This is a genomic window from Nitrospiria bacterium, from assembly GCA_036397255.1.
Taxonomy (GTDB): Bacteria; Nitrospirota; Nitrospiria; order DASWJH01; family DASWJH01; genus DASWJH01.
Map to the genome: position 1 here is coordinate 1 of DASWJH010000035.1, position 20,326 is coordinate 20,326.

General features: G+C 40.5%; 18 protein-coding genes. 17 read left to right on the forward strand and 1 reads right to left on the reverse strand.

The window, feature by feature from the left end; genetic code table 11:
- Positions 1-125 precede the first annotated feature (125 nt).
- From VGB26_04585 to VGB26_04660, 16 genes are all read left to right on the forward strand, one after another.
- A complete protein-coding gene (locus VGB26_04585) occupies positions 126-254 on the forward strand; it encodes a hypothetical protein (protein ID HEX9757061.1) in 129 nt (42 codons plus the stop codon).
- A 350-nt stretch (positions 255-604) separates the two neighbouring features.
- Positions 605-1,204: an LPS export ABC transporter periplasmic protein LptC gene (lptC, locus tag VGB26_04590; GenBank protein HEX9757062.1), complete on the forward strand. Its 600-nt coding sequence runs from the start codon at positions 605-607 to the stop codon at positions 1,202-1,204.
- Positions 1,205-1,315: 111 nt separating this feature from the next.
- Complete coding sequence (locus tag VGB26_04595) at positions 1,316-1,993, forward strand: LptA/OstA family protein (protein ID HEX9757063.1); 678 nt, start codon at positions 1,316-1,318, stop codon at positions 1,991-1,993.
- Positions 1,990-2,760 carry an LPS export ABC transporter ATP-binding protein gene (gene lptB, locus VGB26_04600; protein HEX9757064.1) on the forward strand — a complete coding sequence of 257 codons (771 nt, stop codon included), beginning with the start codon at positions 1,990-1,992 and terminating at the stop codon, positions 2,758-2,760. Before VGB26_04595 ends, lptB begins: the two co-directional genes overlap by 4 nt.
- A 168-nt stretch (positions 2,761-2,928) precedes the next feature.
- On the forward strand, positions 2,929-4,383 hold the full coding sequence (gene rpoN, locus VGB26_04605) for an RNA polymerase factor sigma-54 (protein HEX9757065.1): 1,455 nt from the start codon (positions 2,929-2,931) through the stop codon (positions 4,381-4,383).
- A gap of 352 nt (positions 4,384-4,735) precedes the next feature.
- Entirely contained in the window at positions 4,736-5,599 is an 864-nt protein-coding gene (gene rapZ / locus VGB26_04610; protein HEX9757066.1) for an RNase adapter RapZ, read from the forward strand.
- Positions 5,600-5,632: 33 nt separating this feature from the next.
- On the forward strand, positions 5,633-6,238 hold the full coding sequence (locus tag VGB26_04615; protein ID HEX9757067.1) for a flavin prenyltransferase UbiX: 606 nt from the start codon (positions 5,633-5,635) through the stop codon (positions 6,236-6,238).
- Positions 6,239-6,309: 71 nt separating this feature from the next.
- Complete coding sequence (locus tag VGB26_04620; GenBank protein HEX9757068.1) at positions 6,310-6,753, forward strand: hypothetical protein; 444 nt, start codon at positions 6,310-6,312, stop codon at positions 6,751-6,753.
- A gap of 1,287 nt (positions 6,754-8,040) precedes the next feature.
- Positions 8,041-9,105, forward strand: coding sequence for a type IV pilus assembly protein PilM (gene pilM / locus VGB26_04625; GenBank protein ID HEX9757069.1), 1,065 nt, complete (start codon positions 8,041-8,043; stop codon positions 9,103-9,105).
- A complete protein-coding gene (locus VGB26_04630; GenBank protein ID HEX9757070.1) occupies positions 9,102-9,653 on the forward strand; it encodes a PilN domain-containing protein in 552 nt (183 codons plus the stop codon). Before pilM ends, VGB26_04630 begins: the two co-directional genes overlap by 4 nt.
- 29 nt (positions 9,654-9,682) lie before the next feature.
- Complete coding sequence (gene pilO / locus VGB26_04635) at positions 9,683-10,282, forward strand: type 4a pilus biogenesis protein PilO (protein ID HEX9757071.1); 600 nt, start codon at positions 9,683-9,685, stop codon at positions 10,280-10,282.
- Positions 10,283-10,407: 125 nt separating this feature from the next.
- Positions 10,408-10,890: a pilus assembly protein PilP gene (locus VGB26_04640; protein ID HEX9757072.1), complete on the forward strand. Its 483-nt coding sequence runs from the start codon at positions 10,408-10,410 to the stop codon at positions 10,888-10,890.
- Positions 10,887-13,430, forward strand: coding sequence for a type IV pilus secretin PilQ (gene pilQ / locus VGB26_04645; protein ID HEX9757073.1), 2,544 nt, complete (start codon positions 10,887-10,889; stop codon positions 13,428-13,430). The genes VGB26_04640 and pilQ overlap by 4 nt, the downstream gene beginning before the upstream one ends.
- A gap of 229 nt (positions 13,431-13,659) precedes the next feature.
- On the forward strand, positions 13,660-14,178 hold the full coding sequence (locus VGB26_04650) for a shikimate kinase (GenBank protein HEX9757074.1): 519 nt from the start codon (positions 13,660-13,662) through the stop codon (positions 14,176-14,178).
- Positions 14,179-14,305: 127 nt separating this feature from the next.
- Positions 14,306-15,409: a 3-dehydroquinate synthase gene (gene aroB / locus VGB26_04655; GenBank protein ID HEX9757075.1), complete on the forward strand. Its 1,104-nt coding sequence runs from the start codon at positions 14,306-14,308 to the stop codon at positions 15,407-15,409.
- A gap of 417 nt (positions 15,410-15,826) precedes the next feature.
- Complete coding sequence (locus tag VGB26_04660; GenBank protein ID HEX9757076.1) at positions 15,827-17,077, forward strand: GAF domain-containing protein; 1,251 nt, start codon at positions 15,827-15,829, stop codon at positions 17,075-17,077.
- 9 nt (positions 17,078-17,086) lie between these two features.
- Here the strand turns inward: VGB26_04660 and VGB26_04665 are convergent, their stop codons facing one another.
- The gene (locus VGB26_04665) at positions 17,087-18,688 is read right to left on the reverse strand and encodes an AAA family ATPase (protein HEX9757077.1); all 1,602 of its coding nucleotides are present in this window, start codon (positions 18,686-18,688) and stop codon (positions 17,087-17,089) included.
- A 357-nt stretch (positions 18,689-19,045) separates the two neighbouring features.
- Here VGB26_04665 and VGB26_04670 point away from each other — a divergent pair.
- Positions 19,046-20,326 (forward strand): TonB-dependent receptor plug domain-containing protein (locus VGB26_04670; GenBank protein HEX9757078.1); only part of this gene is annotated, 1,281 nt, incomplete at its 3' end.

The following is a 20,326-nucleotide window of genomic DNA, read 5'->3' on the forward strand; positions in this document are numbered from 1 at the left end:
TTGAAAAAAAAAGTTTTTTGGGTCCTGTGGTTTGACAAAGCCCCTCCTTAAAGTTATATTATTTTTGGGCTCATCGTGGAAGTGAGTGGGTAAATTTTGTCATTACCCGCCTGTCCGGCGGGCACTTGCAGGCAGGGGAAAGCGGAAATCCAGGCCCTTCCCGTCATTCCCGCGAAAGCGGGAATGACGAACTGGATTTTGCAGGAACCTCTAATACTTCAAAGGCTTCAACCCACAGAATGACTTTGACTTGACCCTTGCCCTGTATGGACCTTAAACACTTTTTAACAATTTTTACCCACTCGATTACACGAAGACCCTATTTTTGTTTATTCAGAAAATGGTAAAGGCCTTCCCTTTTTACAAAATAAAAGAGGTTTTATTTCGGTGAGAAAACAGTTTTAGGGTTTAGGAGGGGATTGCTTTAATCTGGTAATTTTTAAGGCCCAGTGAAATACAAGAAAGGCAAAAATTTCCTAATTGTGACTCTTTTTTCCTAGGTTTTTGGAAGACGGTTTCTTTCACCAAAAATTAAAAAAATTCTTTAATTACAGTCAGTTATGAAATTGCTCCTTTCTTTACTCATTTGATGTTTTATGATAATATGAACATACTTTTCGGAAGAAATTTAAGCTTTTGGAAAAGGTTTTCTTTCCTTTTATTGGGTTTTTTGGTTTCTTTTTTGCTTGTGGTTTTTTTTACGATCAATAGGTTGAAATCCGAAAAAGGGGTTATTGAGAATATTCGGTTGGGGAAGGCCGATGTGGGAATCGGGGGGTTTTCCTTTTTGCAGAACCAGGAGGGGGAGGTTCAATGGGAGGTAAAGGCAAAAAAAGCCGAAGTTTATAAGGAAAATCACTTGCTTTTTTTAAGGGACGTTCAGGCAAGCTTTATTTCCCCCGATGGGGAATGGATACGCTTAGAAGGAGAAACCGGCCAGATGGATACTCAAGCCCGTGATTTTTTTTTGGTGCAGAAGGAAGGTTTGGTAAAGGTAAAATTAAGTAATGGCGTTACCATTCTGACCGAACGGTTGGATTGGTCAAATAGTAAAAATGAGATTTCCTCAAATGATAATGTTCAGATTATGGGTCCTGGGTTTGAAATTAGAGGGGTGGGCCTTACGGCCAATGTGTATTCTCAGGAAGTTAGGATTCATCAAGATGTTCGAGCGTTTATTACCGGGGAAAGGGATTCTTTTTAATTTTATTGGACAGAATTAACGCGGCAAAATTTTTATTAATCAACCGGTTAAAGGGTGCTTTTTTCCCTTAGAAAATTTTAAAGACTTTTTAAAAAGAGTGTTTAGGGGTTCATGAGAAAAATGGTTGTTCCTTTTCCTTTTACCATCAAACCCCAGCTTTTTCCCAACGGGGGTGATTTTCAAAAACTCAAATTGAATTTTCCGGAGAGACCTCTAAGAAGAAGGGTAGGGCTCCTTTGTCTTATTTTCTTTGTCTTTTTTTTAATTGATGTTCCTTCCAAAACCTTTTCCAATCAATTTCCCAGCGGGTCTAGAGTCACTGAAGCGATAGGCACCAAGCAGATCAATATACGCTCAAATGAACTTGTTTTTTACGGTTCGGAAAATAAAGTTTTTTTTAAGGGAAATGTGGTTGTTGAGTATGAGGATATGATTTTGGAAGCTGATGATGTCCTGTTGTTCCTTCAACCGGGGCATGATTCTTCTGTTTCTCCTCAATTTTCTTTTTTAGGCCCCAGGGATGATCACCAGGTGGAAAAAATTGAAGCAGATGGCCATGTGGTGTTTCAGGGTGGGAATCATCGGGGTCGTTCGGAGCATGCGGAATTTTATAAAGAGGAGGGCATTGTCATCTTAACGGGGGATCCAGAAGTGTGGGAAGGGGAGTCCCTGTTAGCAGGCTCAAAAATTACGGTTCTTTTGAAAGAGAGAAAAAGCATTGTTGAAGAAAGCCGTGTGACGCTTCAACCCCAAGAAAAGGAAAAAAAAGGTTTGGTGACGGTTGAATGAATTTAAAAGCCCAAAATTTACAAAAAGAATTTCGGGGCAGGAAAGTGGTGGATGACGTAACGATTACCGTTGGCGTTGGAGAAGTGGTCGGTTTATTGGGACCTAACGGGGCTGGAAAAACCACCATTTTTTCGATGATGATTGGGTTGGTAAAACCCGATCAGGGGGGGATTTTTTTGGACAACGAAGTGATAACCCAACTCCCTATGTATCAAAAAGCCAGAAAGGGAATTAGCTATCTTCCCCAAGAACCTTCTATTTTTAGAAAGCTGACTGTCCGGGATAATTTGCTCCTCATTTTGGAGACCCTAAATATTTCTCCAATAGGTCGAGATGAACGAATGGGGAACCTTTTAAAAGAATTCGGGATTGAACATTTATCTGATCAAAAAGCGTATACCCTGTCCGGTGGGGAAAGAAGGCGGGTGGAGATAGCAAGGGTTTTAATTACTCAACCCAATTTTATTTTATTAGATGAACCCTTTGCAGGAATCGATCCCATTGCGGTTGGGGAAATACAACAAATTGTAATCCAGCTTAAGAAGAGGAATATTGGGGTTTTAATTACGGACCATAACGTCCAAGAAACTTTGGCAATTACCGATCGGGCATACATTATCAATGAGGGGAAAATTTTGGAGAGTGGAACCCCCCAAGAAATTGCAGGAAGTCCCCGTGCCCGTGCCATTTACCTGGGGGATCGTTTTCGTTTATTAGATGAGAAAGTTCCTTTGGATGTCAACGAGAGCAACCTTAACTGGAATTAAAAAAACAACGAGGTTCGAAGTTGGGATGAATTTTTGGTAAAACATTGATTTTCTTATTGCTTAAGCCTTTTTGGTTTAATTATTAAGCAAAATGAATTAAAAAAAGAAACTTTTTTAAATAATCGGTTATAATGAAAAAAGGGATTATTAAAAAATAAGGGCGGAATAATGAAAGCAAGGCTTGATTTAAGACTTCATCAAAAATTGATTATGACCCCCCAACTTCAGCAAGCCATTAAGTTATTGCAGTTGTCACGGTTGGAGTTAAATCAGATTCTTTCTGCGGAAATGATGGAGAATCCCTTGTTGGAAGATTCATTGGCAGAGTCCCTGGATGAGGATTCTTCCCCATCTATTTCTACAGAAAAAGTAGATGAGGGGGAGGTTGCTCAAAATTCCGACCGTGAAGAAGAAGGTTTGAAACCGGAAGATTTATCTTTGGGATGGGATGAGTATTTTGACCAGGAAAGGGATGATGGGAGGGATATGGGGTATTCCCTGGCTTCGCAGAATGAACTTCCTTCTTATGAGCAGACCCTTTCAAAAGGTACTTCCCTCGTTGAGCATCTTTTCTGGCAATTAAGACTATCAAATCTTACACAGAAGGAGCAGGGGATTGCCACATCCATTATCGGGGATATAGATGAGGACGGCTATTTTCGATCTTCCATTGAGGAGGTTTCTCGGGGGGCTGGGGTTTCACCTTCAGAGGTTTTAAGAATTTTAAAAGTTGTCCAGGATTTTGATCCCAGTGGTGTGGGGGCAAGGGACTTAAAGGAGTGTTTGCTGATTCAAGTCAACCAATTGGGTTTGGAAGGATCCCTGGTGGGGGCCATTGTTTCTCATTTAGAGGATCTTGAGAAAAGGCGGTTTCCCGCCATTGCCAAATCCCTTGGGGTAACCATTGAGGAGGTTGTGGCCGCAGCAGGTGTTTTAGAACACCTGGAACCCAAACCGGGAAGACCCTTTTCTTCCGCCGATAATATTTATATTGTACCTGATGTTTTTTTAGTCAAATCAGATGGGCGTTATTTGATACTTTTAAATGATGATGGTATGCCCCGGCTTCATATAAACCCTTTATATCGGAAAATGTTGCGTTCTAAAAACGGGGTATCGGAGGCGACGAAATCTTATTTAGAGAACAAATTTCGCTCTGCGCTTTGGCTAATCAAAAGTATTGAGCAAAGAAACCGTACCATTTGCCGTGTGGCGGAAAGTATTGTTAAATTTCAAACCGATTTTTTTGAGAAGGGGTTACCGTATTTAAAACCTTTGGTTTTGAAGCAGGTTGCTGAAGACATTAGTATGCATGAATCCACCATCAGCCGGGTTACCACCAATAAATATATGTATTCCCCCCAAGGGATTTTTGAGTTAAAGTTTTTCTTCAACAATTCCGTTGCCCGAACCGATGGAAAGGGAGACGAACTTTCGGCGGTTTCCGTGAGAGAGATTATACGGAAAATGGTGTCGGAAGAAGATCAGAAACGTCCCTTAAAGGATCAAGAAATTGTTGAAATGTTAAAAAGCCAAAATGTTGAAATTGCCAGACGTACTGTTGCTAAATATAGAACTGAACTTAATATCCAACCCGCCAGTCGACGAAAGAAATTTTGCTAGCCTAAACATCCCAGTTTTAAAAATCTTTAACGTTTAAACCTTTAAAAAGCGGGTATTCATGAAAAAGGGATCATGAATGTCCATTTTATAATATGGGAAAGCTTTATCCAAAAGTTTGAAAAAATAGAAAAATTATCAAATAACAGTAAATTTTAATTGAAATCGGTGTTAAGAAAGATTACCCTCAGTATCGAAATTTAAAAAAAGGGTTTTTTCCTCCCAATTTGAGATAGGGAGGAGCGTGAGATAAGGGGCCTTTTTATCAATTATTTTATAAATAATGGGGTCCCCCCCCCCCGGAAAAACCCTTGGGTTTTTTGTACGGAAAAGATATTCTTCAAAGGGATAAAAGGTGCGTGATTTATTAATCATTATCATCAGTGGGTTATCCGGTTCTGGTAAGAGTTACACCATAAAATGTTTTGAAGATCTGGGTTTTTATTGTGTGGATAACCTTCCTTCCCGGTTGGTTCCAACTTTTGTTGAATTATGTACTCATTCTGGAGAAGAAATTTCAAGAGTCGCTCTTGGAATTGATATTCGGGAACGGGAGTTTTTAGGGGATTTTCTTGCCATTTTTGAAAAATTAAAAAGCCAAGGGCTGAAAATTGAAATGTTATTTTTAGAAGCAAGAGATGAAATTCTCCTCCGAAGGTTTTCCGAAACCCGAAGGCCCCATCCATTGGCAAAAGGGAAACCCGTTATCGAGGGAATTCAAATTGAAAGGAATAGCCTAAACGAGTTACGGATGCGAGCAGACCAAATTATCGATACATCGGACTACTCTGTTCACCAACTAAAGGCATTTATTTCCCAACATTTTATTGATATTGCTGAATTAAAACCTATACATATTACTTTAGTTTCCTTTGGGTATAAATACGGAGTTCCTTACGATTCAGAATTGTTATTTGATCTTCGGTTTTTGCCCAACCCCAATTTTGTGCCCGAAATCAAAGCTTTTACTGGAAATGATCAGCGAGTTTGGGAATACATGATGAAATACCCTGAAACGATTCAATTTTACCAAAAACTAGTGGACTTTCTTGATTACCTTATTCCCTGCTATGAAAAAGAAAAACGATCTTATTTGAATGTTGGAATGGGGTGTACGGGGGGTCGCCATCGTTCGGTTGCTTTTGTCAATCAAGTCGGTAAATACCTGCGAAAAAAAGGGTTGGACATTTCGGTTCGTCATCGGGATATACAACAATAACCATTAGAAAAGATTTGGAAACGGAAGGTAGACATGGGAACTTTTGCATTTGGGATTTCAGGGGCAAGTGGGGCCATATATGGGTTTACCTTATTGGAATATTTGGTTAAGAAAAAACATAAAATCTTTCTAACCATTTCCCGTGAAGGTCAAGCCATTTTAAAAGAGGAGGTCAATGTTTCATGGATTGGAAATGAAAAAGAGGTGAACCAATCTCTAAAAAACCATTTTGGAGAAAAGGAGATTGAATTTTTTAGTCCAGAAAATCTGCATGCTCCGATATCCAGTGGCTCTGTTTTTACAGATGGAATGGTTATTGTCCCCTGTTCTTTTAAAACGGTATCCGCTATTAGACATGGAACATCCTCCAATTTAATTGAACGTGCAGCGGATGTGACATTAAAAGAGGGAAGGCCCCTTTTTATTGTTCCCAGAGAGACTCCTCTAAGTTCGATTCATCTTGAAAATTTGTATAGTTTAGCAAAAATGGGAGTAAGAATTATTCCCGCCATGCCCGGCTTTTATAATCAACCAAAAACCATTGACGATTTGGTAAGGTTTGTGGTTGGACGAATTCTAGATAGTATGAAAATAACACACTCTCTCTATCAGAGATGGGATTCAGTAGAACAGACATAAGAGGGTTTTCCCCCTTTAACTTTAATTGGTTTCTCCCCCTGCCTTTTTTCCATCTTATCTGTTGGGGGGGATTGCTCTGTTGTTTTCTTTTTTTTGTTTCCTGTTCGAAACGAATTGAAAACCAAGAATTGCCTTCCATTAAAGATTGGTCCAATGGTTTCCTTTTTGTCACGGGGCGGGGAATTTTACACCCTAGTTTTGATGTGGGGGACCAACGATATACTGCCCTTCAGGAGGCCAGAAGGGATGCTTTTTTCCAGCTCCGACGAGAAGTATATGCCCTTCCCATTGATTCTAAAAATCGGGTTGAAGATTTAGTCCTCAAAGATGAAAAACTGGTCCAAAAAATAAACCGGTTTATTGATGGGGCGAAGGTGGTTGCTTTTAGGATTATAGAGGAGGAAAAGGTCGAGGTGGATATGGAGCTTTACCTAGGTGCATCGTTGAAATCCCTTTTAGGTTTGGTGGAAAAACCTCGATTACCAAATAAAAATCAAAATTCAAAAAGGAGGTGAAGGGTTAAATAAGTGAAGTCGTAGGGAAAAGAAACAAAAGAACGTTATCCACTCTTTTTGGATTAAAAGGGAGCAATGGTTTCTGAAATCATTTAGGGTGATGATTTTTCCGGTGTTCTAAAACGAAGGTCATTTTTGGGCTTTAGGTTCTAGGTAGCCCCGCTTAAATTTTTGTGGGAACTTGGGGACATTTTTTTATCTCAGATTCCCCAATGATCCTTTGGGGTTTAAGTTATTTCCTTTTCCTTCCTCAATGGTTGTTTATTTTTAATAACAAAAAGAAGGGATTTATTGAAGTTTTTAAGGGAAAACATTCTCCGGTAAAATTCGGTTTTTAAAAAAAGGGGTCGATCCCCACAGGAAAATCTAAAACGGGGTCCGATAAACAAGTTTGGCTAGCGGTTCTTCGGTGGCAGCTATAACAGGAGTGTAAGGTTGAGGGATTTGTCAAATCCAGAAAAAGTTCAGAGGAGGTCTTTCGATCTATTTTTGAGTAGAGGAAATGGTTGCATTGTTATTCCTTTTATATTGCCGTAATCCATAATTCTGTAGCCTTTTGGGAATATCCATTTCCCTCCTTCCACTTCTTGTTTCACAATTCTTTTTTAAATCAAAGGTTGTTCAAAACCTTTGATTATAATCAAATTCAAATAACCCCCCCCCTACTTTTCTAAGAAAGAAAAATAAGAATCTGGGTATTTCTTCCTATCCTTATTGGGAATTGGTTAATATTTCTCTGGATTCAAAGAAAAACAATAACCACAGTTTTGAGATAAAAAGAATCATACTTTTTTTGGAGAGCCCCATAAGGCCCGGAGGGTTAATTTTATTAAAGCCGCTTAAAGACCTCTTTTTTTCAAGAGAGCATTTAACATATCTTTTAAAACATGGAAATTTAAAAAAATAAATTGAGTTATTTAAAAGGTATCGGCAGCCGTTTCCGGTTTTTTTCTCATGAAATATTAATAATTTCAATCAGTTATGCATGGCCAATCTCAGCTTGACAAGGGAGATATATTAAGTATACTTACTATGGTCAACCCATTCCTTCCCAACATAAAAGAAATAAATGCCGTGGCAAAACCCAAGAGGCAATATAAGGCCAAAGAAGTTTGTTCAATCTTTGATATTTCCAAAGTCACCCTATTCCGGTGGGAAAAAGAAGGTTTTATTTCAAGTGTGGGGCGAGATTGGCGAAATTGGCGCCTTTATTCGGAAAAAAATATTCAGGAAATAAAAAAAATGATTCGATTAAGAAACGAAAAAAGAAATTAGGGGGGAAGAAAATTGCTTTTTCAAAAGGAAAAGCCCTTATTAGGTCTGGACATTGGATCCAGCTCCATTAAGCTAATACAGTTGAGCGAGGCTCGCGGGCGATTGAAGCTTGAAAGGTTTGGAATTATGCACTTGCCTCCAGAATTGATTGTGGATGGAACGGTAATGGATTCTGGCAGCGTGGTCGAAACCATCAAAGAGCTTTTTGAGGAGCAGAAAACCAAAATTAAAGAAGTGGCCTTATCGGTTTCTGGGCATTCTGTTATTGTTAAAAAGATTATGTTACCTCCGATGTCTGAAGAGGAACTTGAGGAATCGATTAAGTGGGAAGCCGAGCAGTATATCCCTTTTGACATCAATGATGTCAATATGGATTTTCATATTCTTGAAACCACGGAAGGCCCTGATGGAAAAGGCCAAATGAGTGTTTTGTTAGTCGCGGTCAAAAAGGACAAATTGGCCGAATATACATCGTTGGTGAACGAAGCCGGTTTGGTTCCCGTTGTGTTGGATGTGGATGCTTTTGCTTTGGAGAATATGTTTTGCCTGAATTATGATTTTCAACCCGAAGAAGTGGTTGCTCTGGTTAATATTGGGGCTTCCGTAATGAATATCAATATCCTTAAGAATGGTCAATTTACATTTACCCGAGATATTTCAGTGGGGGGGAATCGGTATACGGAGGCCATCCAAAAAGAGCTCAATTTAAGCTATGAACAAGCTGATGAGGCCAAAAGAGGAGGGGCGATTCCAGGGGTTGAGAAAGACGCTGTGGAAACCATTTTACATGTGGTGCACTCTGAAGCAGCCTCGGAGATTTCTAGGTCTTTTGAGTACTTTAAAACCACTTCTGCAAATGAAAATATTGATAAAATTATTTTAAGCGGGGGAGCTGCAAAAATTCGCGGTTTTGGGGGATTTTTAACAGAGAAACTTAGTGTCCCCGTTGAAATTGCAAACCCGTTCCGAAACATCGAAGTCGATCATAAGCGCTTTGATCCCGGGTTTCTTGAAGAAGCCGGGCCGCTGGCTGCCATCGGGGTAGGGCTGGCTCTTCGCCGGAAAGGTGACCGATGATCAAAATTAATTTATTACCTTCAGAGGGAGCTCGGAAGGTCAAGAAAAAAAACGAAGGGCAAGCCCAGTTTGTCATTGCTGGAGCCAGCGTTTTTATCACCTTTTTGTTTTGTGTTTACTTTTTTTGGTATGTCCCGAATGGAAAAATTACTCAATTGCAGATTGAACACACCAATGCCCAAAAGGAACTTCAGAAATTAAAAGAGCAGGTGAAGGTTGTAGATAATTATGAGAGTAATAAAAAAGTCCTTCAAAGAAAAAATGAAATAATAAAAAATTTACGAAAAAAGCAAAGTCGTCCAGTTCATTTGTTGGATGATTTAAGCAATAAACTTCCGGATCGTGTGTGGCTTAAATCTTTTTCAGAAAGTAAAGGTGTGATCAGTATTGAGGGAAAAGCGTTATCCAATTCCGATATTGTTGATTACATTGCAAACTTAAAAAGTTCTCAGTTTTTCTTAGATGTTCAGCTGGAGGAATCCCGCAAAACCATAGAAAAAAATATTCCTATTTACAATTTTAAATTAAAAGTGAAGATGGTGGTTTAGTTTTAAAGGAAAAAGGGAGGTAAAAAAGAGTGTTTGGGTTAAACGCTGAAATGCTTAAAAGTGTCCCCATGTACCAACGGGTCATTGTCCTTTCCGTTTTTCTTTTAATTATCATTCTTGGTTTTATGTATTTGGTTTATCTTCCTAAAAACAGTGAAATTGAAGGGTTACAAATCCAGGTCTCTCAAGTGAGGGATGAAATTAATGTCAATCAAATTAAATTGCGAAAATTGGATCAATTGAAAAAAGAAAATGAAGCCTTAGAAAAAGAGCTTGAGGAGAGAAAAAGACAACTTCCCTCTGAAGAGGAGGTGGCTACATTGTTAAAACAGGTTTCAGATTTGGGGGTGGGAACCGGGTTGGATTTTAAGCTTTGGAAACCCAAAGCCTCACAGAAAAGCCCAACGGGACTATATGTGGCCATACCAGTGGATGTGGAGGTTGCTGGGGGATATCATTCGGTTGGAATGTTTTTTGATCGGATTAATAATTTACCCAGAATTGTCAATATTTCTAACCTTAAAATGACCAACGCAAAAGAAGAAAAAGATGGGAGAGTAAAAATTCAAACCAACTTTATCGCTACGGCTTTTGCCGCAATTAAAGAACCTCCTACAACTCCTAAATGATGAAAAATATGTTTATCTGCAAAAAAAATCTGGCTAACAAGATAATGGGAAAGGGGTTTCCCCTGTGGGTGTACGGGATTTTTCTCCCTGTCTCGCTTGCCTTCATGATAGGATGTGAAACTCAAATGGATCCAGGTCAACCGGTTCCTTCCATTGGAGCTGCCGCATTGCCTGCTCAAACCCCTCCTCCTCCCACCCCAAGCCCCACAACCCTCACTGAGGGGGAAAATCAAGAAATAGAATCGGAAATTTTAAAGCCAGTGTATAGTTATAATGCAGAAGGTCGTCGAGATCCGTTTAGTTCGATTTTACTGGTGGGGAAGAAGATGGGGGGTGATCTCCTCCCCCCATTGCAACGCGTGGAGCTCTCTCAACTCCAGTTAATTGGGGTTGTTTGGGGAAATTTCGGTTATAATGGAATGCTCCAAAGTTCAGATGGAAAAGGGTATACGGTTCGGGCAGGTACCATTGTAGGGCAAAACCAAGGGGTGGTAAAGGAAATTACACCCAAAAATCTTATTGTACAGGAAACCTTTACCGATATTTTTGGAGAAAAGAAGACTAGAGATTTTGTTTTTCAGCTTCATCCTCAGGAGGATTTCGAATGAGAAAAGGAAGGAATATTTTTATTGTCTTTTTCATGCTAGTGTGGCTTACCGGTTTAATCTCATGTGCCCCAAGGATGGCGTCTGTCAAGGAGGATTCAGGTCTTCCAATAATAAAGGATATTCAAGTTACGGAAATGCCCTCTAAGGTAGAAATAAGGGTTTTTTCTGATTTTCCACTTTTGTATACGACTTTTCAACTTACGGATCCTGATCGATTGGTTGTGGATCTTGCAGGAATTGATTTTGGAAGATTCAAATCCACTATAAATGTTCAGCAATCCGATGTTTTGGAGATACGGCCCATTCCCGCCAAGAAACCAAATGATGTCGGCAGTTTAGAAATCCTTCTTGCCAAGCCCCTAGAATCCAATATTCGGGTTAAAGATGGGGTTCTTTTCATTGACCTGTTGAAAGAAAAGAAATTAGACCTGGAGATGGCTTCTAAGGGAAGAGATTTGGGAAATGAAACACCTCCTTTCCTGGATCCAAAAATGGAAAAAGGAACAAAGGGAGAACCTTTCTCCGAAATTTTGGAACCGGTGGTTGAGGTTCCCGTTCAACCTATGGTGGCCTCCGAACCCATAAAGAAGTCGTTGCCTCCCGCCACTCAGGTCACTAAAGTGGAAGCGGTTTCAGATACGGATGGGGTTAAAGTTCTAATTGAGGGTAATGGGGAATTAAAACAAGAGTCCTTTCTTATTGAAGGCAAACGTTTGGTTGTAGATTTACCCGGGACTACAAGCCTTTTGGAAACGCATCTTCTACCTGGGGTTGGTCCAACTCTCAATAGAATACGGGTTGGCCAGCACTTGAATCCAAAAAAGGTTCGTGTGGTTTTAGATTTGTCTGAGCCTTCTCCTTTCAAAGTAATGGAAGAGGGGGCCGTAATCGTTGTTCACTTGGCCTCTAAACCTTCTATAGAAGAAGCCCTGATTTCAGTTTCTGCAAAAGAATCCTCAGCGGGTCAGGCTATTATGTTGGCGGAGTCCGTGGGGAAAGAAAATGAGGGGGCATTTTCTGGAACGCCTACACCGATAACCGGAAATGGAAATTCAGAAATAAAGATGGAAAATTCAAAAGAATTAAAACAGAAGGAACCCTCTCCCAGTCTGAAAACAGAGAAAAAAATTTCAGAAACCCCAAAAGAAGTAAGCCAGCCAAAGACTAAAGATGAATCTGTAAAGGCGGAAGGTTTAAAAAAGGTAAAGAATTCTGATGATGGTTCGACTGAAAAAAAGGCTGTGAAAACCAATAAAAAAGGAAAAGAAAAGGTTTCCGAGGGAGAAATTATTCAGGAAAAAAGATTTATAGGGAGAAAAATATCTCTTGATTTTCAGGATGCAGATTTAACCAATATCATTCGGCTCATTGCCGATGTCAGTGGTTCTAATGTAATTGTGGGGTCCGATGTCAAAGGGAGGGTAACCTTAAAATTGATTAACGTTCCTTGGGATCAATCTTTGGATATCATTTTAAAAATGAATGGGTTGGGCCAGCTCAGAGATGGAAATATCATTCGAATCGCTACGTTGGCTAATATTGCAAAGCAACAAAAGGCTGAAGGGGATGCAAAAAAGGCGACCATTGAAGCCGAAGATTTGGTCACCAAAATTATTCCCGTCAATTACGCTAAAGCGAGTTCTCTTTCCCCCACCCTCAAAAAGAGTTTAAGTTCCCGGGGGGATATTATGGTCAGTAACGAAACCAATACTTTAATTGTTAAAGATATTCCCCAACATATTAATGAGGTGAGTGAATTGGTTAAGATTTTAGATCGGCAAACCCCTCAGGTTGTGATTGAAGCCAGAGTGGTTCAAGCCAATACATCTTTTGCCCAGGATATCGGGGTCCAATGGGGTGGGGGCTACACCTCCACATCTTCAGCGGGTCTTAATTATGGGGTTTTTGGAGGAAATTCAGGAGCGCCCATTAATCCCTCAACCGGTTTTGCGGTTAATTTGCCAGCCAGTGGTTCCGCAGGCCCTTTAGGGGCTACCTCATTTACAGTGGGGAGACTGGGGAGATATAATTTGGATCTCAGGTTATCCGCGGGTGAAACGACCGGTGAAACGAAGGTCATATCAACTCCAAGAATAACAACCTTAGATAATAAAGAGGCCAAGATTCAGCAAGGTGAGTCCATTCCATTTGAAACCGTTTCTCAATCCGGTACCCAGACCCAGTTTGTCGATGCAACCTTAAATTTAACGGTTACCCCCCAAATTACGCCGGATGGAAGCATTATCATGAAAATTAAGGTAACCAAGAATGCCATTGGATCTTTCCGGTCTTCCATTACTGGAACTCCCAGTATTGATAAAAGGGAAGTAAACACTGAAATTCTGGTGAAGGATGGGGAAACCGCCGTTATCGGTGGAATTTTTGAGTCAACGGATGATGATTCCACGGCAGGGGTTCCTTGGCTTAACAAAATTCCCGTTTTGGGCTGGTTTTTCAAACGGGAAAGTGAAACTCAGACCCGTAGAGAGTTATTGATTTTTATTACACCCACCATTTCCGCCGTGCAACCAGCCGTTTAGAAATTTTTTCCCATCTGTGATAGAATACCAAAACTCTTGGTTTTAAGGGGTGATGGTGTTGTTTTACAACATCGGCTGATCACACTCACAAAAAGAATTCTGATTTTTTCTTATTAAAATAAGATTTTTCAATATTAGCACCCAGATTTTAAACCCTATCGTTAAAGATAAAGGGGTGGATGTCTCCATTTTTTAAGAAAGTATTACTAACCCATCTTTTTTTTATTTAATGAGACGAATTGTTTTGGTTGGTTTTATGGGAACAGGAAAAACGGTGGTAGGGAAGCGTTTGGCTAAGGCCCTTGGGTTGCGCTTTATTGATATCGATTCAATTATTGAAGAAAGGGAAAAAAAAAGTATTTCTCATATATTTCAGGACAAGGGAGAGTCTTTTTTTAGAGAATTGGAAAGAAAGGTAATCGAAGAGGTTTGTTTTTCCGAGGAAACAGTCATTGCAACCGGGGGTGGGGCGGTTTTAAATCCGCTAAACAGGGAAAAATTAAAAAAGGGTAGCTGGGTGGTTTGTTTAACGGCAACGCCAGAGAAAATTCGGGAGCGAATCAGTCGCAGAACAAATCGTCCGCTTTTAAAAGGCGATAACCCTTTGACCATTATCAAGGATTTATTGGAAAAAAGATCCCAATCCTATCTAGAATCCGATTTAATTGTGGATACGACCAGTGGAAATGTTAACGATGTAACCGAAAAAATCCTAAAAGAATATAAAAAGCGATCGTCATCTGACTAAACCCTTCTCCTGAAAGGTCAAAGAAACCTTTTATCTTTGAATAGACCATTTTAAAAGCCCCCATTTTCTAGATTTTGTTTTTTTATATTTTCGTGAAAAACATTTGACTAAATTTTAAGGAGACCATTTGGTACAGAATATCCTAATCAAGGTAAAGACCCTAACGGGTGAATACCCTATTTTTTTAGGATGGAAAACCCTGGGACATATTCAGGACTATTTCAAGAAAACTGGAAATCAGGGGAAAGTAGGGATTGTAACAAACTCAAAGGTTAAAAAATTATATTTTAAGGAACTTTATCGGGAGGTTCAGGAATCGGGGTTAAAACCTTATCTGTTCTGCCTTCCAGACGGAGAAAGGTTCAAGACGCTCCATTCGGTGGAGAAGATTTATAATGGACTAATCAAAGCGAAATTTGAACGAGGATCCACATTAATTGGCCTCGGGGGTGGAGTTATTGGGGATATGGCGGGATTTGCCGCTGCTACATTCCTTCGAGGAATTTCCCTTATCCATATCCCCACCACCTTGGTTGCCCAAGTGGATAGCAGTATCGGGGGAAAAACAGGAGTTGATCATCAGTTCGGAAAAAATTTAATTGGTTCCTTTTATTCCCCAAAATCTGTTTTCTCAGATGTTTCCACCCTGAGAACTTTGTCCAAACGGGAGTTTAATGGGGGGCTTGCCGAGGTTATTAAATACGGAGTTATTTCGGATCGGCGGCTTTTAGAAATCCTTGAATCAGAGGTCCAGCCCAATTCAGAAATGAAACCGAAGATTCTTATTGAAATTGTCAAGCGGTCTTGCCAAATCAAAGCAAAGATTGTTTCAAAAGATGAACGGGAATCAGGTTTAAGGAGAATATTGAACTATGGGCATACCTTGGGACATGCTTTGGAAACATTGACTTGCTATAAAAAATTCAAACATGGTGAGGCCATCGCCATTGGGATGGTTTTTGCTTCCCGTTTGGCACACTACCTAGGGTTATGCTCAGAGGATCTCATTAATCGGCAAATCCGTTTGTTAAAAAAATTTAACCTTCCAACACAATTTTTAATAGGGTCCCCTGAAAAACTGTTTGAAATTATGTCTGTTGATAAAAAGGTTCGGCAAGGAAAAATTTACTTTGTTCTTCCGGTTCGAATGGGCAAGGTTGTGATTCAATCGGTTGAAAAACGTCATATAATGCACGTCCTTCGGGCGGATGGCAAAAAAATTTTAGGATAAAAAATATTATAAAAGTGGGCGTTAATACCGTAAGTCTTTTATGTATTTTTGAACCGTTGGAACCCATGGTTTTTATTGGGGGGCAGTAAGGACACCTCATTTTTATTTCTCATACAAAGGGTGGAAAACCTCCCAGGGTTATGTTACATTTCCATCCAAAAATTAAAAGGCTTTTAAGAATTTAAACTTAAATAATAAATTTTTATTTAAAAGAATTTAAAGGATGTTTTTAGAAAATTAAGAAATATTATAATGGTAAATTTTTATTTTCCTCATAAGTCTATAATGGAAAAAAAATGTTAATCTCACCCTCAAACCCTGAATGCTTGAGGGTTCAAAGAAACCCTTCAAATAAATCCTGTTCTACCACTCAAGCTGAAGGGCCCCCCTTACTCTTCTGGACCCTATCCATTAAAAATGATTAAGCGCAAAGAAAAAATAACTTCTCAGTCCTCCCAAAAAAAAACGGTTCGAGAGAGAATACAAGAAATTGAAGTCCTGAGAAGAATTACCCAAACCATCAGTTGCAAGTTGGATTTGGAAGAGGTTCTCCATCAGATTATCGAAACCGTGGTTAAGGTGACTAAGGCAGATGCGTGCCTCCTGTATTTATTGGATCAATTGGGAGAGGAATTAATTCTTCGTGCTTCGAAAAACCCTCACCCGAAGCTGATTGGAAGGATTCGCATCGAGGTGGGAGAAGGGATCACCGGATGGGTGGCTAAGCAAGCCCAACCGGTGGCTATTTCTCGTAACGCAAGTGATGACCCCCGGTTTAAGGTTTTTCATAATTTGCCGGAGGACCGCTATCACGCTTTTTTATCCGTTCCTGTCATTAGTCAAAATGAGGTGATTGGCGTTATTAATGTACAGCACAAAAACAAGCGGAAGCACCGTCCAGAGGAGATTGCCCTTCTATCGACCATTGGGCAACAGGTGGGTGGCGCAATTGAAAATGCCCGTTTGTATCAAGAGATGAAAAAAAAGGCTCAACGCATTGAGACCCTTTCCCGGGTCAGCACCACCATTGCCTCCAACCAATATTTGGAAGAGATTCTTCACCTTTTGGTTACTATGACTGCAGAAATGATGTCTTCCCAAACCTGCTCAATTATGCTTCTTGAAGAAAAAAACAAGGAGTTGGTGATAAAAGCCACCCAAAGCTTGAGTGATCGTTATAAAAGTAAACCTCCCCTTAAAATTGGGGAAAGTATCAGCGGACGGGTGGTGAAAGAGAAAAAACCCGTTTCGGTTTTGGATGTGACTCGGGAAAAAGGGTTTATGTATCAAGATCTTGCCCGAAAGGAAGGTCTTTGCTCACTCCTTTCTGTTCCTATGATGATCAAGGATCGGGTCATTGGTGTGATCAACAGTTATACATCGGAACCTCATCATTTTTCGGAAGAAGAAATAAAAGTTTTGCAGGCTGTTGCAAATCAAGCCGCCATTGCCATTGAAAACACCGCTCTTTTGAAGCGGTCCCTTGCCATGGAAGAAGAATTGGAGGCCAGGAAAGTGGTTGAAAAGGCAAAAGGCCTTTTAATGAAAAACAAGAGGATAACCGAGAATGAAGCCTTTAAACTTTTACGGAAACAAAGTATGAATACCCGTCGATCCATGCGGGAAATTGCCGAGGCTGTCATTTTAGCCTTGGAAATGGGGCAATAATAATTTTCATCAACAAAAGGTTTTCTTGTTTTTTAATTTCTTGATTAGACGGATCAGTTTTTTAAGTTTTTGTTCTTCCTTTATTTCTTTTCCAACATCAAAATCTATTGTATAGAATTGTTCTTTTTTTTCCAGGGGCTCTTGGGAAAAAATTTGGTGTTTGAGAACATCAAGGTTTGCCTCTGAGGCATCACTGGCTTTTTTTTTCCGCCGGTTGATGCGTGACCGAAGGGTTGATTCCGGTGCTTTGAAATTTAAAATGACAAAGGGAATATTGATGTCTCGGGCAATGGGTTGTAAAATTTTTCTTTGTAATTTTTTTAAAAATGTTCCATCCACAATGACTGGGAACCCAGCCCCCAGAATCATCTTCGCCAGTCCTCGCATTTTTAGATACACTTGCCGCGTTACATGAGAGGAATACAGGTTTTTGCCAATTGGGGAGCGTGTGCGGGCGGAGGGAGAGAGGCCTTTTAACCGTTTTCGTTCTACATCGGTTCGGATTCTCAAAGCCCCTGTTTTTTCCAATAAAAATTGAGTCAGAGTGGTTTTCCCCGAACCTGAGAATCCATGAGTAATGGCCAGCCATTTTTCTTTTGGATGGGTATATCCTTTAGCCAGATTCAGGTAGGTTTTTATTTCCTCCCTAATTAATTTTTGATCTTTTTTGGTAATTCCCTCCTGATTTAACCGTATGCAAGATACCTTTGCCCGAACCAGAGCACGGTAAACCTGGAAATAACGAAGAATCCGGGTTCCTTCATAGTCTCCTGTTTTTTCTAAATAGCCATTTAAAATTTTGTTAGCAAAAAAATATTGCCTTCTGTCCTCCAGATCCATTGTTAAAAAGGCGATTTCGCTCATAACATCAATCCACCGTAAATTCTCATTAAATTCTAGACAATCAAAAATGATGACCTGATTTTTCAATAAGGCCATGTTTCCCAAATGCATATCTCCATGACATTCCCGAATAAAACCTTGTTTTTTCCTTTTTTTCATCAGCGGCCGTAATAATTGATGTGTTTTTTTGATCCAATGTTCAAGGTGGGAAAGATCTTGTCGTTCGGTTCGAGACGTTATATTTTTAAAAATGGTTTGAAAATTTTCCCGAATGGGTTGGATAATCCGATTGGGTGAACCAAAGGGAGAGCCCATTGGGGCAACAGGAATCCGCTGATGAAATTGGGCCAATTTTGTTGTGAGACCATCAATATGGCCCGCTAGAAGTTGCCCGCGTGCCAACACCCGATCTAGTTGGGCATCTTGGGGAAATTCTCGCATTTTTACCGCATATTCAATAGGAGGTTCTTTCCCGTTCAAAATTGGGGCTTCAGGACTTCCCGAAATTGGGATGACATCTAAATAGATTTTTTCCGAAAGCCGTTTGTTTAACCGAAGTTCTTCCTGGCAATAGAAAAGCCGTTTTTTTAGGGAAGAAAAATCTAAAAAACCAAGATTCAGGGGTTTTTTTATTTTGTAGGCGAACCGGCCGGTGAGCAAAACCCACGAGATGTGGGTTTGAATCACCCGGAAATGCCCGGCGGGGTGGCCAAACAGCTTCGGATTTTGAAGCGCTTGAATGAGAGGAGGTAGATGATTGTCTGTCACTGGTTTTAATTTTTAATGGGTCTTTTGGTTTTATTATTTTAAAACGGCGAATTGATCCTGGTCACTAAGATCGTTTTAAATTTTCTCATTTCCGTGATTCATACGACTTCCGGGGGAAAAAGCTTCATTTAATGTGTTCCTTGGGGGTTTATTAGAAAAGTATATGACATTGTATCCTAAAGTTCAAACGGTTGTGGAACGTCTTGAAAACGGCAAAGAAATCATCCGGTCTTAAATTGATCCAAAAAAACAATAAAAAAATATGTCTTTAGGGGCCTAAATCGTATAGTATTTCTCTTTTCTAGAATTGGACAATGTTCCTTGGGGTAATTCGAAATCTCCCCTTAAAAATCAATCATGCGGTTCAAGATTATTCTTATTGCTCATATTTCCTCTTTGTTTTTTTATTCTATCCCAAAGGGTTTTGCGGAAACCCGCCTGCCTGAAGAAATTCCGACACTCTATTTGGATCCGATTATCATCACGGGTTCGAACCTTCCGTCCCCAAAATCGAAAGCCGATCTGAGTTTGACCGTGATCTCTGAAGAACGGATAGAGGCGGAACAGGAAGTGAGTGCCACGGAACTCCTGAGGCATGTTCCCGGTCTGCATATCGATCAGCCGGGAGGGAGGGGAGGGGTCGGATCCGTTTATATTCGGGGGGGAGATCCGAATTATACGCTCGTCCTGATCGACGGGATTCGGGTGAATGACCCCACCAATTCCCGAGGCGGGTCTTTTGATTTCTCGTCCCTCAATCAGGACGGGATCGAACGGATCGAGGTGGTCCGCGGTGGATTTTCCCCTATCTATGGGTCCGATGCCATGGCGGGCGTGGTTCACATGTTGACCCGAAGGGGGAGCGGAAAACCCACGATGGGATTAGAGGTTTCTGGAGGACTGTATGAAACCTATCGGTTGGGGGTCCAGGCACAAGGCGCCTATCGCTTTTTCGACTACTCCCTGAGCGGTTCCGTCCATGACAGCGGGAAGGCCGTTCCCGGAGACCGCCTGTTCAATGAAACCTATCATTCCAAGTTCGGTTTCAGACCTGAGAAATGGAATATTCAAACCGTTTTTCGATTTCAATCCAGTGAGATGGAGTCTTATCCGAATGATAGTGGCGGAGACCGGTTTTCGGTGATCAGAACACTTGAATTTCGTGAGTCTGAAGCGTTTTCCATGGGGACGGATGCCTCCTATCCGATTTTTAATAAGTGGAACGCCCGTATTCATTTCGATTATTTGGACCGGGACGAAACAATCGACTCTCCAGGAGTCGCGCCGGGAATACGGGACCCTTTTGGAATACCCCAAAATTTTTCAGACAATCGGTTTCAACGGATGACGCTGAGACAGGACAATGTCGTAGAAGTGAGAGAGGACTTTCAGTTTACCCTCGGTGTGGAAGGGCAATTGGAAGAAGGGGAACACCGGGGTCATCTCCTTGTGGGGAATACCATTGTTCCAACACAATTTCGGTTAGAGAGTATCCTTCTGGCCCCATTTATTGAGTTTCAGATGAACCCCCGAAAAGAGGTTTTTTTGACCGCCAGTGCCAGGTGGGATGTCCCTGAGGATTTTAAATCCCAAATCAGTCACCGGTTTGGATTTTCTTATTCACTTCCCGTGGTTCGG

Excerpts from the sequence above, each read along its gene's own strand:
- lptB (HEX9757064.1), top strand. The coding sequence starts at position 1,990 with ATGAATTTAAAAGCCCAAAATTTACAAAAAGAATTTCGGGGCAGGAAA.
- VGB26_04615 (HEX9757067.1), top strand. The coding sequence starts at position 5,633 with ATGGGAACTTTTGCATTTGGGATTTCAGGGGCAAGTGGGGCCATATAT.
- VGB26_04660 (HEX9757076.1), top strand. The coding sequence starts at position 15,827 with ATGATTAAGCGCAAAGAAAAAATAACTTCTCAGTCCTCCCAAAAAAAA.
- lptC (HEX9757062.1), top strand. The coding sequence starts at position 605 with ATGAACATACTTTTCGGAAGAAATTTAAGCTTTTGGAAAAGGTTTTCT.
- VGB26_04640 (HEX9757072.1), top strand. The coding sequence starts at position 10,408 with ATGGATCCAGGTCAACCGGTTCCTTCCATTGGAGCTGCCGCATTGCCT.
- rpoN (HEX9757065.1), top strand. The coding sequence starts at position 2,929 with ATGAAAGCAAGGCTTGATTTAAGACTTCATCAAAAATTGATTATGACC.
- VGB26_04595 (HEX9757063.1), top strand. The coding sequence starts at position 1,316 with ATGAGAAAAATGGTTGTTCCTTTTCCTTTTACCATCAAACCCCAGCTT.
- pilQ (HEX9757073.1), top strand. The coding sequence starts at position 10,887 with ATGAGAAAAGGAAGGAATATTTTTATTGTCTTTTTCATGCTAGTGTGG.
- VGB26_04630 (HEX9757070.1), top strand. The coding sequence starts at position 9,102 with ATGATCAAAATTAATTTATTACCTTCAGAGGGAGCTCGGAAGGTCAAG.
- VGB26_04650 (HEX9757074.1), top strand. The coding sequence starts at position 13,660 with ATGAGACGAATTGTTTTGGTTGGTTTTATGGGAACAGGAAAAACGGTG.